At 40.3% G+C, this 17822-nt stretch carries 9 protein-coding genes; all 9 read right to left on the bottom strand.

The window, feature by feature from the left end; translation table 11 throughout:
- Positions 1–17: 17 nt before the first annotated feature.
- The 9 genes from QZ574_RS10055 to QZ574_RS10015 all read right to left on the bottom strand — a co-directional run bounded on the left by QZ574_RS10055 (position 18) and on the right by QZ574_RS10015 (position 17816).
- Positions 18–1652, bottom strand: a complete 1635-nt coding sequence (locus tag QZ574_RS10055; RefSeq protein ID WP_297089351.1) for an alpha-L-fucosidase — start codon at positions 1650–1652, stop codon at positions 18–20.
- Positions 1653–1715: 63 nt separating this feature from the next.
- Positions 1716–3218 (bottom strand): sulfatase-like hydrolase/transferase, encoded by a 1503-nt coding sequence (locus tag QZ574_RS10050; protein ID WP_297089350.1) that lies wholly within the window; start codon positions 3216–3218, stop codon positions 1716–1718.
- A 116-nt stretch (positions 3219–3334) separates the two neighbouring features.
- Positions 3335–5047, bottom strand: a complete 1713-nt coding sequence (locus QZ574_RS10045; protein WP_297089349.1) for a RagB/SusD family nutrient uptake outer membrane protein — start codon at positions 5045–5047, stop codon at positions 3335–3337.
- Positions 5048–5069: 22 nt separating this feature from the next.
- Complete coding sequence (locus QZ574_RS10040) at positions 5070–8579, bottom strand: TonB-dependent receptor (RefSeq protein ID WP_297089348.1); 3510 nt, start codon at positions 8577–8579, stop codon at positions 5070–5072.
- A gap of 86 nt (positions 8580–8665) precedes the next feature.
- Positions 8666–9856 carry a FecR domain-containing protein gene (locus QZ574_RS10035; RefSeq protein WP_297089347.1) on the bottom strand — a complete coding sequence of 397 codons (1191 nt, stop codon included), beginning with the start codon at positions 9854–9856 and terminating at the stop codon, positions 8666–8668.
- Positions 9857–10165: 309 nt separating this feature from the next.
- Positions 10166–11470 (bottom strand): alpha-L-fucosidase, encoded by a 1305-nt coding sequence (locus QZ574_RS10030; RefSeq protein ID WP_297089346.1) that lies wholly within the window; start codon positions 11468–11470, stop codon positions 10166–10168.
- Positions 11471–11492: 22 nt separating this feature from the next.
- A complete protein-coding gene (locus QZ574_RS10025) occupies positions 11493–13805 on the bottom strand; it encodes a GH92 family glycosyl hydrolase (protein ID WP_297089345.1) in 2313 nt (770 codons plus the stop codon).
- Positions 13806–13815: 10 nt separating this feature from the next.
- Positions 13816–15858, bottom strand: a complete 2043-nt coding sequence (locus QZ574_RS10020; protein WP_297089344.1) for a glycosyl hydrolase 115 family protein — start codon at positions 15856–15858, stop codon at positions 13816–13818.
- 146 nt (positions 15859–16004) lie between these two features.
- Positions 16005–17816: a RagB/SusD family nutrient uptake outer membrane protein gene (locus tag QZ574_RS10015; RefSeq protein ID WP_297089343.1), complete on the bottom strand. Its 1812-nt coding sequence runs from the start codon at positions 17814–17816 to the stop codon at positions 16005–16007.
- Between the last annotated feature and the right edge of the window lie 6 nt (positions 17817–17822).

The raw sequence follows: 17822 nt of genomic DNA, 5'->3' as shown, positions 1-17822 counted from the left end.
TATCTTGATTTTCCTGATTAAAACTGCACGTCTTTAAACTTTGCTTTTAGTACAACAGGGTAGCTTTTCCCGTTTACAGCAGGCATGTTCACTACCAAACTTGCAAAGTTTTGTGTGAAGGTAATTTCCCGGCCATCGTACAATTGGGTAAGGGCAATTAATTCGCCAGGATTAACCTCACTATTTTTTCCAAGCGAAGGGATGGCAAATTTGCCGCCTGCAGGATTCATTACTATAATGTAAAAATCTGTACCTTTTGTGGTGTAGCGCACTTCGTCGTGGGCAAATGCCGGTGTGGCCGTTGTACGCTGGTTAAAATGCTCACCCTTTTTCTGATTTTCTGTGGCATTTCGAAGTTCGCCAACCACGGTTTCTACTGATTCGCCACGCACACCTTTCCCATCGCCAAATACTTTCCAGGGGCGTGATCCGTAAATGGCTTCTCCGTTAATTTTTAGCCAGTCGCCAACTTTTAGAACTTCCTCTTTAATTTCCGAAGGTATGCTGCCATCCGGATTTAATTCCATACTTAGCAACAAGTTTCCGTTTTTACTCACCGCATCAATTAACATTTCCAGAATAGTAGTGGCATTGTGTGTTAAATGGCGGTCTTTTTTGTAGAACCAATCGGTAAAGGTAATTTCCGATTGCCAGGGATATTCACGCAAAGTATTACTTCCTCCCGACTCCACTTCATTTACCGTTCCGGGCTCCAATCTTTTAAGAAGCATTACGGCATCAATTTTCCCATTCTCTTTCAGGCTATTGTTATACAAGCGCCGCACCACCTCTTTGCCGTGCTGTCCATACGAAAAATTAAGGCCATCGTTGTATAATAAATCTGGTTTATAATCGTCAACCAATTGTTTATGGCGCTTTTCCCAGTTTTGTTTAATAGCGTTAATTACTTCGGGTGTTCGGTCTTCAGGTGCGGGGCCATATAAATCGGCCGGGTCGAGTCCTTCCCACCAAAGGCCTTTCCCATCTTCCTTTGTCAAGCGTCCATCGTAGGGTACACCGGCTTTTTCTCCGGTTTCATCGGCTCCAAAGGCCGGTAGCCACCAATTCAGAAAACGGTCGTCGTGACTGGTTACACCAAATTTAAGCCCGGCGTTTCGGGTTGCGGCTGCAAATTCGCCGATAATATCCTTTTTCGGTCCTACGTTCACCGAGTTCCATTCATGATAGGTTGAATTCCAAAGGTCGAAATGATCGTGATGATTGGCCAAAGCGACAATATATTTCGCACCGTTTTCTTTTGAAAATTTCACCAATGCTTCGGCGTTAAAATTTTCGGCTTTCCAGGTGTTAATTACATCTTTAAATCCAAATTCAGAGGGGTGTCCGTAAGTTTGTTCGTGGTAAGGTCGGGCCATTTTACCAAATTTCTGACGGCCTACATCTTTCATGTACATATGACGGGCATACCAGCCACCTCCCTGCTCGGGAACTGCCTGAGGCCCCCAGTGGAACCAGATACCAAATTTGGCATCGCGGAACCACCCGGGGCATTCATAGTTACCTGCAAGTTCATCCCACGTAAGTTCCTGATTGTCTTGTGCTTTTATTTTTTCGGCAACCAGTAACATTAATACCGGCAGAAAAAAAAGACATATCTTATTTAATGCTGATTTATTTTTAGTTGGTTTCATTTTAAAAAGTTAAAAGAAGGAAGCAGAAAGCTCAGAGCTCTTTTCTTCCGGTTCATGTATCAATTATTCGTTATATAAACCAAATTCATCTTTGTCTAAATTTGCAGGATCTCCTGTTTCTGAAATTAATTCTCGAAGTTCTGCTATCAATTCTTCTTTTATTGCAGTGTATGCTTTTTCATTCACCAAATTATTTAACTCCCATGGATCGTCTTTCAGGTTAAACAGCTGTTGAGTTTCTATCCCTTCTTTACTGCTAATTATCAGTTTCCATTCGCCTTTGCGCACTGCGCGGTTAGCTCCCCTATCCGAGGGTTGACCTTCTTTTTCACGTTTTACATCACCGGGCCAGGCATTATAGGCAAACTGCAAAGCATCGTGTACTTTTTCTTTTTCGTTATGAATAACAGGACTAATATCTTTGGTTTGAATTGATTCCGGAATTTCCAGATTTGTGAGCGCACATAAAGTAGGAAACACATCGTGCAGGTATACCAGAGCTTCGCGTTTTTGATCCTCAGGAATACCGGGTCCACAAAAAATCAGCGGTACTTTTATGCTGTGTTCGTATAAATTTTGTTTGCCCAGCAGGCCATGTTGCCCAACAGCAAGTCCATTATCGCCAGAAAATACAATGATGGTGTTTTCTGCTTTACCCGATTTTTCCAACTCGTCCAATATTCTTCCAATTTGGACATCAGTTGCAGTAATCATGGCATAATAATCCGAGATATGCTTTTTTATTTCGTCGGCAGTGCGAGGAAAGGCAGCCAGTTTCTCATCGCGAATGTGCATATCGGCAATAGGAAAAGGATGTCCGGGCTTAAAGTTAGCAGGAAGCTCCATTTCTTCTGCCGGATACATTTTATGAAACGCTTCAGGTGCAGTGCGCGGATCGTGTGGAGCGGTAAAAGCCACATACATTAAAAATGGTTTTTCGCCGGTGCTGTGCTGAATAAAATCGATGGCTGCGTCGGCAAAAACTTCGCTCGAAAATTTTTCTTTGTCAGAGTAAGGTTCCGACCAACCTGAAGCTGGTTCAAAATCTTTCACCAGTGTACCGAAATGTTTGGTCATTCCACCAAGGTACACCGATTTACAGTGGTCAAATCCACGCTCAAGCCATGGCGTACCATTGTGTTGTTTTCCGGTGGCAAAAGTTTGGTAGCCATTGTTTTTAAAATGCTCCGGAAAGGTTATAAAATCGCATTTTCCGCGTTCGCTAGCGGGAACTGTCCACTGGGCATAAACGTTGGCGGGCAGGTTAAAATAATGACGACCGGTCATAAGCATAGCGCGGCTCGGCGAACATACTGCTCCGTGTGGTGCGCCTAAGATATAAGAGTTGGTAAATGTAACACCACTTTTTACCAGGCGATCGATGTTGGGTGTTTGCACCGGGTCGTGTTGCATTTCGCCAATGGTACCGTAGCGCTGGTCATCGGTGAACAGAAATAAAATATTGGGTTGTTTTGTATTTTCTTTATTGGCCACTTTACAAGCTCCCAGAAAAGAAATAATACAACAAAGCAGGAGAATTTTGCTTTTTAAAAAGGTTATATTCATTCCATTTTTTATTTAAACCGATTTATTTGCGGTCTTTTTTCTGAAAAAAAAGGGGAGACAAGCTCCCCCTAGTTTAACTTAACAAACTAAACTAAACCTATGCGAAAGGTTATATTTTATTCCCAACCCGGATTTTGGGTAAGGTTCTCGTTTAAAACAAGTTCATCAGAAGGTAAAGCGCTCAGGTAGTCTCTTGATGGGTTAAAACCGTAGCCTGTCGGAATCGCCCCCTGGTATGGATCAAGATAGCCTTCTTCATCGCTCGTAAGCTTGTTGTTTGCATTTTTTAAGATATCCTCGTAAAAGGCTCCACGGGGTCTTTTTCCTACAAACAAATTATGCGCTCTCCAACGTCTTAAATCATCGCTTCTAAAACCTTCACCTAATAATTCTACCGATCTTTCTCTTCTAATTTCGTATAAAACATCAGTTAAAGTATAGCCATAATCGGGCCACTCAGGGTCAGCTGTAATTGAGGCCATTGTTAAATGTGGCATCCCCACACGGTCGCGAAGTTTATTGATCGACACATCCAGGTCTCCCTGACTTACAGTGCCCAGTTCAGCTTTTGCTTCGGCATAAATAAGTAATGCTTCTGCATACCTGAAACTTATTTTTGCGAGGTCTTTAGATACATTATTCAGTTCTTCATCAACATTTAAGATGCGGTATTTTTGCGTTTCGTAAGCTGTTGGGCACATGCCGTTACCAGAAAGCTCGGGTACGCTAAAAAATACGGTATCTCCATTTGAGTTGATAATTTCAATATCACCCGGAACCATAACGGTAGCGGCTAACCTTGGGTCTCTGTTTATTTCTAACGAATCCAACATTTCGTCGCCTTTGTATAATGGACTAACAGAAACAGGTAGTCCGTCTTTACACAAATAACTGCGAACTGCAAATCGTGTATATCCACTTCTGTTTGGAAAGTATTGCGAATCGTTTCCGTAACTACGACCATAGGTAATATAATCGTATTGTCTCCACAACATTACTTCCTTGTTACCACTTAAATCTGTTTGATTAAAAATTGATCCATAATCAGCATGCAAAGAAAAAGCACCTCCATCGATTACTGCTTTTGAAGCATCGGCAGCTTGTTGCAAATAAGCTGATCCATCTGAACCGGAAACTCCAAATTCGGTACCTGCGTGATATTTTTCCCAGGTTCCTTCAAACAGGGCAACCCGTGCTTTAAATAACTGAGCAACTTCTTTACTTACCCTTGGTTCGCCACTTAAATCGCCTTTTGTTTTCAACAGCGATATAGCCATATCAAGATCAGCCAAAATAAAATCAGCCACTTCATTACGCGGACCTCTTGCAGCGTATAAATAATCGGTATCAGTGTTATCAATGTACTTGTCGATAATTGGCAAAGCACCGTATCTGTTTAACAACTCGTAATAAAAGTAAGCACGAAAGAAATATCCTTCTCCGGTATACTGGTTGATACTTGCTTCATCACCTTCTGCTTTTGATACATTCGCCAAAAAGTAGTTTGCCCTGCGCACTTCATCCCAGCTCCAAATGGTTCCTGACGCTGCAGTTGGAACGGTGTTGTTTCCGTTTAATCCATCGGGAACAGTAGTATAAAGCGAAACATCTGTTCCATTGTCGGGGTTGGCTGAAAAACCATTACCAACGCCAGCCCAACCCGGCAATTTGTTGTAGAACCAGTTTGAATATAATTTCAGGTCGCTTGCTGTTTTCCAGAATTCCGGTTCCGAAATTTGATCCAAAGGAGTCCTTTCCAGGTAATCTTCATCGCAAGAAACAATTGATAAAGAGAAGATTACGATAAATAAATATATTAGCTTTTTCATTTTAATCTATTTTATACGTGTTTTAGAATGAAATATTTACCCCGGTTGAAATTACCTTCGACAGTGGGTAAGAGTACGCACTACCAAAGTTACCAACGGCTGTTTCCGGATCGTACATCATCATTTTTGTTTTTGTCCAAAGGTTTTCACCTGATACATAAACTCTTACACGATCCAACATTACTTTTTGACTTATGTTTTTCGGAAGCGTATATCCTATCTGTACATTCTTTAATCTCATGTATGCACCATTTTGCACATAACGATCAACTGCAAAGCGGTAGTTTCTGTTATTATTACCCGGATTTTGTGCATATGGCCTGGGGAAGTACGCATCGGTATTAGCACCTAAAGCACTTGTTTCATCTCTCCAGTAATCTAAATGTTCTTCAAAAACCATGGCATGGAAAGGTCCCTGCGCCGGTCCGCGGAAACGTTGGTGGTTCGACATTAACACGTCTCTTTTTCCAACGCCCTGAATAAACATACTGAAATCGATGCCTTTCCAATCGCAGCCGATATTTAAACCGTACTGAAATCGTGGGGTCTGGTTTCCTATAACAACAAAGTCTCCTGAATCACCAAGGGTATTGGTACCTCTGTCAATAACCATATCTCCGTTTTGGTCAACATATTTGGTATCACCAGGATTCCATGTTCCACCACGGATGTATGATTGGTCAATTTCGTAATTTGCCACTTCTTCCGTTGACTGGAACCATCCGTCCCACTCAAGGCCCCAAATTTCGCCTAAATCTTTTCCTGAATAATAATCAGACAATAAAAGTGTTGGATTTGGATATTCTTCAATAGTACGTTTGTAATCTGAAAGAACGAAACGAACATTGTAGTTAAAGTCTCTTACTTTATGTTTCCATGAGATTTCAGTTTCCCATCCCTGAATACGGGTAATACCAATGTTTGTTAACGGTGCTGAAGTACCCAAAACAGCAGGCAGAGCTTCTCCCTGTGCAGCCATGTCGTTAATATCGGTACGGTACCAGTCGAAATTAACCACTAACCTATCTTTAAGTGCTGAAACATCGAACCCAAAGTCGGTAGTTTCCACGGTTTCCCAGGTTAAGTTTACACTGGTTAAATCAGGTGCATTGGCAACGTAATTCCATTCGCCATTAAACAAATAAGAACCTTGCCCAACACTCATTGTTGGTACGTATAAGTAGTTTGAAACATTTTGGTTACCCAAGGTACCAAACGAACCACGAAGCTTAAATGTACTTACCCATTCTTTCAATGGCCAGAAATCTTCTTTCGCCACATTATACCCTGCCGATACAGAAGGGAATCCTGCCCAACGCGAACCGTCTTCAAATCGCGATGAACCATCTCTGCGGAAGCTTACTTCAAGAAGGTATTTCCCTTTGTAATCGTAGTTTAATCTTCCAAAATAACTTTGCGTAGCCCAATGTGCTATTGCATCATCAACTGTTTGTTCTCCAACTGAAGTTGAGATGGAAGGAATATTGTCGGAAAGCAAAGTTCTTGCTTCGGCACTTAAATTATACGATTCATACAACTCGCTCTGGTATCCGGCTAATATTTTAAAGTTATGGTCTTTAATTGATTTGGTATAACTGGTATACAAGTTTGGCGAGAAATATTCGTTGGTAAATAAGGTTGGAGCAACTTCGGTAGCGGCCTGCGATGGAGTAGTTGTAATGGTACCATTTGGCAAATAATACTCCGTTTGAATGGCTGTGTTCATCCTTCTGTTGTTGTTCCTTTTATAATTATATTCCAGGTTTACCAACCAGCCTTTTATGGGCTCAATAACCACACGGGGAAGTAACACTATCTGGTTATTCTCGTTCTCGGTACGCTGATTTTTCCATAGTGGATAATAAGCCTGAACAAGCGGTTCTCCAAAAGGATCAACAGTTGGTAATGTAGGCTTAATTTTAGTCATTAAGTCTAAAACCTGGCCTCTTTGCCGGGCATAAGTACCTTGCGCGTAGCTAATCGGGAATTCATCTTCGCTTTTTACAAATTTGGTTAACAATTCAAAGCTTAACCAATCGTAAGGTTTTGATGCAATTTTGGCATCCAGGTTGTAGCGTTGATAGGATTCATCGCCAACCTCAAGCAAACCGCCTTCATCATAGAAACCAGCTGAGATATAGTAGTTCAACTCCTTGTCTCCGCCTTTAAAATTTACATTGTGTTTCTGACGCGCAGCCCAGTCCTTATAAAGAAAATCTTTCCAGTCGGTTGCTCCGGTTGCACCCAGACCTGCTGACGACTGATCCCAGGAAAGGCCATTAGATTTGGCAACCAACGAAGGTGCACTTCCCGGTTCCTCTATATTCATTTGTATCCATTGAAGTTCCTCTTCGGTATACCAGGGATTACTGTTGATATTGGCTCGGGCCTCATTCATTACCAATGCAAAAGTGTAAGCATCAACCGATTCGGGCAAAATTGTTGGTTGTGCCCATGAAAAGTTGTTTGAATAAGCAATTTTCATTCCTCCGCGCATGCTTTTACCACTTTTCGTGGTAATAAGAATGGCACCACCGGCAGCCCGCGAACCATAAATCGACGCAGCTGCAGCATCTTTTAAAACCGAAACTGTTTCAATATCTTCAGGATCAATATTATTCATTGACATCTCCACACCGTCGACCAAAATAAGCGGGCTGGCACCTCCAATACTACCTGTTCCGCCGCTTGTCATAAAACCACGGATATTGATATCCATGTCAGCTCCCGGCTCACCACCAAAACTGGTATTCGATATTTGCAGGTTAGGTACTGCACCTTGTAAAGCCTGAGATGTATTGGAAACAGGACGGTTTTCAATAATCTCTGAATCTACCTGTGATACAGAAGCTGTTAGGTTTACTTTTTTCTGCACACCATATCCAACAACAACAACCTCGTCGATGCCGGCAATTTCGCTTTCCATAACAATGGTAAAGGTTGTTTTTCCGGCCAGGGCAACTTCCTGTGTTTTCATCCCAACGAATGAAACATGCAGGCTTTCTGCATTTTCCGGAACTGCCAGGTTAAACTTACCATCAATATCGGTAACCGTTCCAACAGAAGTTTGTGGAACCATAACAGTTACACCCGGTATGGGCTCACCATCAACATCGGTTACAACACCTGCTATTTCTCGTTTACCCTGATCAACTGCTAATGCTGTTTGTTCAGCTTTTTTCACTACAATCTGACGATCGTAAATCTCGTACTGAATGTCTTTTGCTTCAAAAATAACATCCAGAATCTCGTCGATGCTTGCATCGCTCAATTTTAGGTTTACACGTTTGGTTACGTCCAAATCCTCATTTTTGTACAGAAAAATAAACTTACTGTTACTTTCCACATATTCAATAACTTCGAGGATAGTTGAATTTTTCATATCAATATCCATCCGTGTTTTTTGTGCATAACTCTCTGCACTCACTGCCATTGAAAAACCAAAAATCAGGATAAAAACGATTCGCATAACTTTACTCATTTTTTGTAGCGATCCCGGATCGAGGGAATCGCTCAACCAATTTTTTTTCATAAATTTGTTCAACTTTAGATTGTAAATACTGTTATTTAAATGGTATTTAAAACCGGGAAATGTGCCACCATTTTCCGGTTTCTCTTTTATTTAACTAAATACTTCCATTCGTTTATTTTTATAAAATCTAAACCTGTTAATACCTCCAGGTATTCAAACACCTCGTCCTGATTGGTTGCCACATCCAGCTTACCCGAAATTTTTATGGTTCCATCCAATGGGTCTACATAATCAAAACGAATGTTGTAATATCGTTCCAGTTTTTTAATAATTCGATTTAAATCGGTATTTGAAAAACTGAAAATACCTTCAGTCCAGAGTGTGTAGTAGTCGGTATCAACAGTGTATACTTTTGTACTTTCAGTGCTTTTGCTCCACAAAGCCAACTGCCCGGGTTTTAAAACCACACCTGTATTAAATAAACCTGTTCTTGATTCAATTATTTCAACGCTTCCTTCGGTTAATACTGTTTGTATAGTGTTATCTTCGGGGTAGGCTGAAACATTAAATTTAGTTCCCAAGACTTTTACCGACAATGTTGAGGTTTTTACAACAAATGGCTGGTCGGCATTTTTTTCCACATCAAAAAAGGCTTCTCCAACGAGGTAAACTTCGCGGGTTTTGTCTACAAATTTTGATGGATAAATAAGGCGACTACCTGCATTAAGCCATACTTTGGTGCCATCAGACAAATTAATGGTTGAACGGTTGCCGTATGGAATAACCAAGGTGTTCATTTTGGGAGCCGTAGCATCAATGTTATTACCTACGAGCTCCTTCTGGTTTATACGAATGGCTCCATCAACTGAATATTCCAATTCCGACTCCTCATTATTCAGGGGAATCTGCTCTTCGTTGTCGAGAATAAGTACCGGTTCCTGGATGTTTTGCGTTACAGTAAAACTTTCCATGGCGTATTGAATATTGTCTTCATGCATGTAATAATATACTGCACCACCTCCAATAGAAAGGAAGATAACGGCTACTGCGGCATATCGCAATGCCACACGCATAAACGCAAAACGATTACGCTGTCTGTCAGCTTCTTCCAGTTGTTTAATTATTTTTTTCGCCAGTGCTTTTTTCTCGAGTTCGGAAAGTGTTTCGTTTTTATATTGGAGGTGTTTTTCAAACTGGGCCTTAAAATCAAGAATTGCCTGTGCTTCTTTTGAGTTGGCCTCCAGATATTGTTTCCAATAGGATTCAATCTCTTGAGTGGGGTGATAAATCCACTTAAAAAACAAAGGATTTTCTATGAGTCGATTGTATAATTCCATTCTTTTTTCTTCGCTTATTCGTTAATAAGAGGAGAATAAATTAAAAAGGGGACACAAATTTTTAATTTTTTTAAGAATTATTTTGTTTTTTCTTGAAGTTGGTTAGAACTGAACTACAAAACATGCTTGCCAGAACTTACCAATCAACAATAACCTACTCTGAAACAACCTTTTAAAAACATTTTCTTATTAAACCCAAATGTTAAGTTTAAATTGCTGGTTTTGCTTAATGAAAGGAGATAACAATAGAAAAGAGGCTGTTAAATTTAACTATGAACAGTCCTTACATGCAAAAACGGCCTTGTTTTCTTATTTAATCACATCTACATTCATAAATTTAACAACTACCGGGTTGGGCCAAATTTTATCGTTATATAAACGATGGGCGCGGCTAACCGAAATCTCTAAAACATCATTGTGTTGCTCAAATTTTGTTTTCGGATTGTTCTCGGGCCAGTATTCCACCACCAAATCGTTTTGCCCCAACACCGATGCTTGTGTTTGCGGGGTAGCCTTTAGGTTTTTCAATAAAAAATTTCTTCTAAAACCTTTAAACCAATCCTTTTCACCTGTAATAATTACATATACCGCCTGTTCCTCTTCGTTTTGGGTAAACCAAATATCACCATCTTTTATCATACCCTTCATTGGGCGTATTCCTTTTATTGCCTCATTGTTAACAAACATCCAGAGTCCCACTTCGCGCAAACGTTCGTCTTGCTCTATTGGAATTTCACCATTGGGTTTTGGGCCAATATTCAGTAAAAAATTCCCCCCCTTTGCCCGAATTTCAATTAGTTTGTTAATTACATCTGTACCACTTTTGTAGACTTCGTTAGTGGGTTTATACTGCCACTGCGTACCCATGGTCATGCAAGTTTCCCAGGGGCCGGGCATTGGGCCATTTGGTATTTTCTGTTCGGGGGTTTGCATTTCACCTCTGGTTACAATTATATCAGGGTATTTCTCATGCACCCACTGCACAAGAGGTTTTGTACTAAACGCATCAAAAAACACCATATCAATCGGACCATAATTGTTGAACAACTCGTCAATCTGTTTTTTATCGTACTCCAATAATTCCGGATTATCGGTAACCTGTGTTCCTTCTCCTTTTCGTGAAATTACTTTGCCTTGCTTATGTAAAAAGCTAAAATCCTCAGGCGAAAAATAAACCCCCACCTTCAATCCATATTTTCGTAACGATTCAAACAACATCCCGGTAATATCCTTTCCATACGGGGTATTCATTATATTAAAGTCAGTAGTTTTGGTATTCCACATACAAAAGCCATTGTGATGTTTGGTAGTAAAAACCACATATTCGGCTCCGGCCAACTTAAACAAGCGGGCCCACTCATCAGGATTAAATTTTTCAGGATAAAAAGTTTTAGGCAAATCATTCATGTACTTATTCAGGTACTCTTCAGAAGCTCCCACCATGGAATGACTGATTACGCTACCGTATTGCGAGTCCATGCTCCAGTGAATAAAAATACCGAAGCCCATGTCCATAAAATCCTCTTCAAGGTGGGGTTTGTTTTTTAACTGGGCAAAAACAACACTGTTGATTAAAATGAAAACTCCGATAAAAAATACTGCTTTCAATTTCATGTCTAACAATTTCTTTTTAAAATTATTTTGTGCTTTCTGAAGTCATTTCCAACACCAAACTACCCCCGCCAGTAATTTCACGGTGGCTGATGTTGAAATTCTCAACCGCCTTGTTGTTTAATAAAACCTTATCCACGAAAACATTGGCAGCAGCATTGTTTTTTGCAGTAATGGTAAATGTTTTTCCTGTATAATAATCAGGATTCAGCTGAATAGTAATTTTATCAAAGATTGGACTGCCAAGCTGGTATTCCGGGTTTTCATCGGTGCCGCCATTCATTTGAAATAAACCAATTTTTAACAACACCGATAGACTTCCCATTAATCCCTGGTCTTCGTCGCCATTAAAACCTGCTGCAGGAGAGAGTCCGCTAAAGGCTTTATCTACCACTTTTCGAATCCAGTATTGCGATAAATCGTGGCGATCGAGCAAATTAAATACATGTCCGGTTTGAATTGAAGGCTGGTTACCATAGTTCACAGGAATACGACGATATTCAGGATGTTGCTCCTGATCGTGCGCTCCACCCGAGGTAAAACCCAGTTTTTCTGCTGTTTCAAATTGCGAATTCAATTTTTCCACCGCTTTTTCTTTACCTCCCATTAATTGGGCCAGGCCGGTAATATCGTGTGGCACAAACCAGGTTGATTGTGCCCCGTTTGATTCGTTAAATCCATTTTCGTATTCATAGGGATCAAAATTTTCCCGCCAATTTCCATTAACATCTTTCGGGCGCATCCAAGTGCTTTCGCTATCATACACATTTTTGTAATTTTTTGAACGCGCCATAAAGTACTTGTAATCTTCGGTGTACCCCAGCTTTTTTGCCAACTGCGCCAATGTCCAGTCCTGGTAAGCATATTCCATGGTAAGGCTGGCTCCATCCTGGTGAAAGCCAAACTTACCTTCGGGGATCGGATGTGGAACATATCCTTTTTCAATGTAGTATTTCAGTCCACCACCCAGGTTGGTTTTGTGCTCATATCCCGCTTTTTCCATAATTCCACCGGGCATATGATTCTTTTTCAAGGCCAGATAAATTTCTTCCAGATTCTCGGTTACAATGCCTTTCTGAATAGCACTAACTATAAACGGAGTGGCTGATGAACCTGTCATTACATAAGTATAATTTCCACCTGACGGGCCACGTGGAACCAATCCGCCATCTGCGTAATACACCATCATCGACTGAACAAACTCGTCCATAATTTCAGGATAAACCAGCCCCCAAAGTGTATTAATTGTCCATTGCGCCCCCCAGAATGCATCGGAATTGTAATGGTTAAATTTTGGATTTCCATTTTCATCTAACGGTAACTGGCCAACACGAAATTCTTCACCGGTATAATCCGGGTAAGCTCCGCTTGCATCGCTAATAGTACGGCGACCTTGTAATCCGTGCCAAAGATCGGTGTAAAAACGTCGTTGCTGTTGTTCTGTTCCGCCTTCAATTTGAATACGATTTAACAGGGCATTCCATTCGTCCTGCGAATCGCTGACAATCTGATCAAAGTCCCATCCAGGTAATTCAGCACTTATATTTTTCCCGGCATTCCCGATTGAAGTGTATGAAATTCCAGCTTTCAATAAAACCTCGTCGGCCTGCTCGTCAAAAACAACCAAAAAATTTCCCGTTGCTTCATCATTTTCTACACTTGATATTTTGGTATCGCTTTCAATCTGAAAAAATACTTTGGTAGGTTTAGGACGACGGATTGTTGCCCCAGCGGTAACTTCTCCAACAACAGTATTATCACCCGTTTTTGAAAGTTGTCCGTTTTCGTTGGTGCACGGCCCAAGTACGGTATTCAAATTCAACAATAATGCTGCTTTTCCTTCGCCATTAAATTTATATTTATGAAAACCAACGCGTTTTGTACTGGTTATTTCGGCAGTAATTTTATAACGATCGAGTTCGAGGTAATGATATCCAGGTTGTACTTTTTCGGTTTCGTGGCTAAAATGCGAATAGAAATCGGTAAAAATAGTTTCGCTATTATTTTCGGTTAAAGCAACCGGCATTACCGACAGACCAGAAAGTTGCCAGGCGTGAATATGACTAAAACCTTTAACCGTATCGGTAAGATAACGGTAACCACTCCCCCACGCGCCCCCAATTTGGGTATCGGGACTAAGGTTTACCATACCAAACGGACGACATGCTGAAGAAAAAAAGAACCAGCGCGAGTTCTCAGAATCTAAATGCGGATACACCAGATCTACCAGGTTCTTTTCTACAGGTTCTTTTTCTGTACTCTTTTCGCAGGCCGCGAAAAAAAATAAAATTGCAATTAATCCAAAAACTTTTGTTTGGAGATTTTTACCTGTTCTCATATTTTTTGTACTAAAGTTTACTTTTCAAATTCTCTTCAATTGTATCCAACATTTCAAAGGTAGGAAAACCATTGTTAGGACGACGATTTTTAGGATCGTACCATCCTTTCCATGTCGGATTTTTATCGCCATTAACAGAACGTTCGTAAACTGTAGTTAAGGCTGTACGTGCAGGGCCAACTCGTTCAATTGCTTGTTTCAGGAAATCAGGATTGCCGGTTTCTTCGAACTGCTTTTTGGCTTTTGTCATTTGATGCAACTGCCCTTCGAAAGCTAATAAATCGACATAAATTTGTACCGGCAAAAGAATATAATCGTGGTAGAATATGTTGTCGACACCCAGTATCTCCATACCTTCTTCTGCCGCAGCCAACGATTTTTTCAGAATTGAAATCCGATCATCGCGCTGTTCGTAGTCGCTTTCAACCATGTAATACTCAACCGGAATAGTGGTTTTTCCGGGGCGTACTATTGGACCATCGGACAAATAGGCTATAGCTTCGCGAATTTCCCACAAATGAAGTACATAACCCGAACGATTGTATTGAGCTTCGTGTAGTTTTTTCATGGATTCAATGGCACATGTACCAGCTTCTTCTCCAAAATATTTTGTGGCCCAGTCTATATAAAACTGTTCGCCATTAAATGCATTTACATTGTCGGCAACTTTCGAAAATGCCTCCAGGTTCAATAAAAATGGCCGGAATTGCTGGCCATTTACCAGGCAATATTTATTGGCACCATAATCATTTACCATCTGTTTCATTACCGAATCAATCTTTTCGGGATATGGATTATGAATGGTATGGTTTAACCAAAAGCCGGCATGCATATAGGTTCCAAAATCGTAACCTTTTGTACTTTCCGGTAAAAACTCAAAATCGACATTTCCGTCGTCACTCCAGGCAATAATCCAGTCTTTGGGCGGATTAAAATCGGCGTTAAACATTTCCATGCCATCGTGGTAACAAATCAATACTTTTTTTGCCCCGGGTTTATATTTATCAATTAAATCGCCCAGCTCAGCATATACTTCGTTAAACACATCAATTTTATCTTCGCCACACGAACTTTTGTATTCCCAGTCCCACACCTGATTGCGCGGACGAAGAATAAAAATATCGGTTTTTGACAGGGGCGTTTCTTCCAGGTAATATTTCCAGGTATCTATCCAGTCTTGTTTGTTTTTTTCCCAACAGTCAGCTTTGTCCTGGTCCATAGGTTTTATTTTGTAGCCCAGTGCCATATCAATTTGCACCATCATCCCCATATCGTGCGCATAATTAATCATACTATCGATATACGAAATTCGAACATCGTAATCGGGACGTATTTTTTTATACGAGGGGCGCAGGAAAAACTCGGGGCGCCCCAGCATGTCGAAAAGTTGAATGGCATTGTATTTAATACGAACCAGGGAGTTAATCATCTCCGTATAATTCTTCCAGTCGTATTCTAATTTGGGTTCTTTTATATTGGCCAATTCGTCCACATCGTTTTCAAAGTAACAAAGGATGGGAATTTCGGGTGGAGGAATTATTTTATTTTGGAAATTCAGGAGCTCTGTTTTAAGATTTTCTTTTGGGGCATTGCCATTCCAGTAGGCCAGCGGATCGACATTTAAAATTTCTTTGCAATATTCATAAACAGCATATTGTGTTCCCTGCACATCGCCTCCGGCCAGCACAATTGCATCCTGATTTTTATCCAATTTGATTTTTGCCCAAATACCACCTCTTTCTCCCGGAAAACCATCGGACAATACAATAGTTTTATTCGAAGATAAATCAGCAATTATTTCGTTTGAATTTTGTGTGCCGACTATAAAAAACAATCCTTTTTCGGGAAGTTGGCTACCTGCATTTAATACGGTAATATTTTTCCCGATGACTTTATTTAAATCGCTTTTAAGATGCTGAATTGTTAATAGCTCTGCTTGTGAAGCATTGTCGCCTGCAAAAATGTAAATGTTTTTATTTGAATTGCAGGCCTGCATTGCAAACAAGGCTGTAAACAAGAACACTAAGCTTATAATATTTTTCGCCGTCTTCATAGTACGTAATTAAAAGAAAGGGAACAGGTTAATAATGAGGCATAATAAGAATGAAAAAGCAAAAGCAGTTTAAACCCGGGTATATGCATGCATATACCCGGGTTATTTAACTAAACTAAACCTATCAAAAATCTTATTCTTATTATCTAATATCCATCGTTTTGAGAAATAGAAGGAATCGAACGGTCAATTTCAGTTTGCGGAATTGGACGCAGGTTGTGAAATTCTTGCATTTGACCAATTGCAGCTGTCCATGGATTCATTAAACTAGTACGTTCAATTAATTTGCTTGTTCTTTTTAAATCGAACCAGCGGCAATACTCCCCCATCAATTCGCGAGCTCTTTCATCTAAAATCATATCAATGTCGAGGTTTCCCTTTGCTCGGTACGAAACTGCATCTAAAGAATTCAAGTCAGCTGGGGCTGCAGCACATTTGGGCTCTGCACCAGCATTTGTTCCAAGCGCGCGGTCTACAACTTTATTATAATATACATCGGCATCGCCCAGGTTACCATTCGATGCTCCTTTAACCATAGCTTCTGCCGCAATTAAATAAGTCTCAGCCGAGCGGAAAAGAACGTAATCTAAAGTTCCCATTGCATCATCATATTCAATTCCTGGTTGCCAGAATTTCCACATCAATGGTGTTTTGTAATTTTCTCGGTGGAAAGGAGTTCCCTCGGTAATTCCAATTTCATCAACGTTAAGAACCCCATAAGGTTTTGAGCCACCAACATCCATACCTTTTTCCGAATCACTGGCAGGATTATTCCATGGAGGGAAATAAAGTACTGTATCTCCTTTAGCAATATCGATTGTAGTATTTGGATCGTCTAAATTTGGAACAAATCCGTTAACATCTGATAAAGCATACATAGCCTCAACAAAATTATGTTTATATCTATTATCCAATTCCGGATCGAATAAACGATACATGGCAGGAGTTGTGATATAATTACCAACAGCATGACGGTTATAATCACTTGTTCTTCCTAACGACCCCGGAATATCTTCGGCGCTTCCACCAAATATTGAGTGATAATCATTTCCTCCATCATACGAAAGTACATCATCGCTGTATTGAACCGCAAATACAATCTCATCATTTTTATCCACCTGATCGGGGAATGTTTCTTCCAAAGGATTTTCAGCGTGCAATGGAAACAGATTTTTGTATTCTGGCTCTAAAGGATAAGCACTAATTACTTTATCAGCATATTCCACTGCTTTGTCGAAATCGGCTGCAGAACCACCCAACGAATTGTCATAATTCCATCCGCGAGTTAAATACACACGAGCTAACAGAAATTGAGCCGCACCTTTTGTAGCACGTCCGTACTCTGTATTGTCGCTTGTTGGCAAAACTGATTCGGCTTCGCTTAAATCTTTTATTATTTGTGTATAAACTTCAGTAGCCGTAAACTTAGTTACTTCGCGTGTAGCTGTTGTTGTTTCTACCAAAGGCATTGGAATATCGCCAAATTGCTGCACCAAATAGAAATAACAGAAAGCACGTAAAAATTTAGCTTCACCAACGCGGATTGCCAATAAATCTTCATCCATGCCAACAATGTCTCCTTGACGTGAAATTGCCGTATTGGTTCTTCCAATTTCTTTGTACAATAAATTCCACAAGGTCGACACCGCACTATTTGATGCTGTAAAACGAATATCGTACACATTTAAAACACCGCCTGCGGCACCACTACCTGCTTCATTCCAGCCTTTACTGGTAAATACATCTGTGCCAAGAAATACCAAGTCGCGTTGTTGGTGAATATTTCTCAATAAAGAATATGTAGATTTTACCAAATCTTCAAATCCATTTTCATCCATATAATAACTTTCAGTTGTTTGAGATGAGATTGAATTTTCTTCCAGATAATCGTCACAACTTGTACTTGCCAATAGCATAAGTACAATCATTGCAAAATACCTTATATTATATTTTTTCATTGTTAT

Source organism: uncultured Draconibacterium sp., assembly GCF_913063105.1.
In the GTDB taxonomy this organism is placed as follows: domain Bacteria; phylum Bacteroidota; class Bacteroidia; order Bacteroidales; family Prolixibacteraceae; genus Draconibacterium.
The sequence above is the reverse complement of the archived record's forward strand: the minus strand, read 5'-3'. Positions and strand labels throughout refer to the sequence as shown.

Excerpts from the sequence above, each read along its gene's own strand:
- QZ574_RS10055 (WP_297089351.1), bottom strand. The coding sequence starts at position 1,652 with ATGAAACCAACTAAAAATAAATCAGCATTAAATAAGATATGTCTTTTT.
- QZ574_RS10050 (WP_297089350.1), bottom strand. The coding sequence starts at position 3,218 with ATGAATATAACCTTTTTAAAAAGCAAAATTCTCCTGCTTTGTTGTATT.
- QZ574_RS10045 (WP_297089349.1), bottom strand. The coding sequence starts at position 5,047 with ATGAAAAAGCTAATATATTTATTTATCGTAATCTTCTCTTTATCAATT.
- QZ574_RS10040 (WP_297089348.1), bottom strand. The coding sequence starts at position 8,579 with ATGAAAAAAAATTGGTTGAGCGATTCCCTCGATCCGGGATCGCTACAA.
- QZ574_RS10035 (WP_297089347.1), bottom strand. The coding sequence starts at position 9,856 with ATGGAATTATACAATCGACTCATAGAAAATCCTTTGTTTTTTAAGTGG.
- QZ574_RS10030 (WP_297089346.1), bottom strand. The coding sequence starts at position 11,470 with ATGAAATTGAAAGCAGTATTTTTTATCGGAGTTTTCATTTTAATCAAC.
- QZ574_RS10025 (WP_297089345.1), bottom strand. The coding sequence starts at position 13,805 with ATGAGAACAGGTAAAAATCTCCAAACAAAAGTTTTTGGATTAATTGCA.
- QZ574_RS10020 (WP_297089344.1), bottom strand. The coding sequence starts at position 15,858 with ATGAAGACGGCGAAAAATATTATAAGCTTAGTGTTCTTGTTTACAGCC.
- QZ574_RS10015 (WP_297089343.1), bottom strand. The coding sequence starts at position 17,816 with ATGAAAAAATATAATATAAGGTATTTTGCAATGATTGTACTTATGCTA.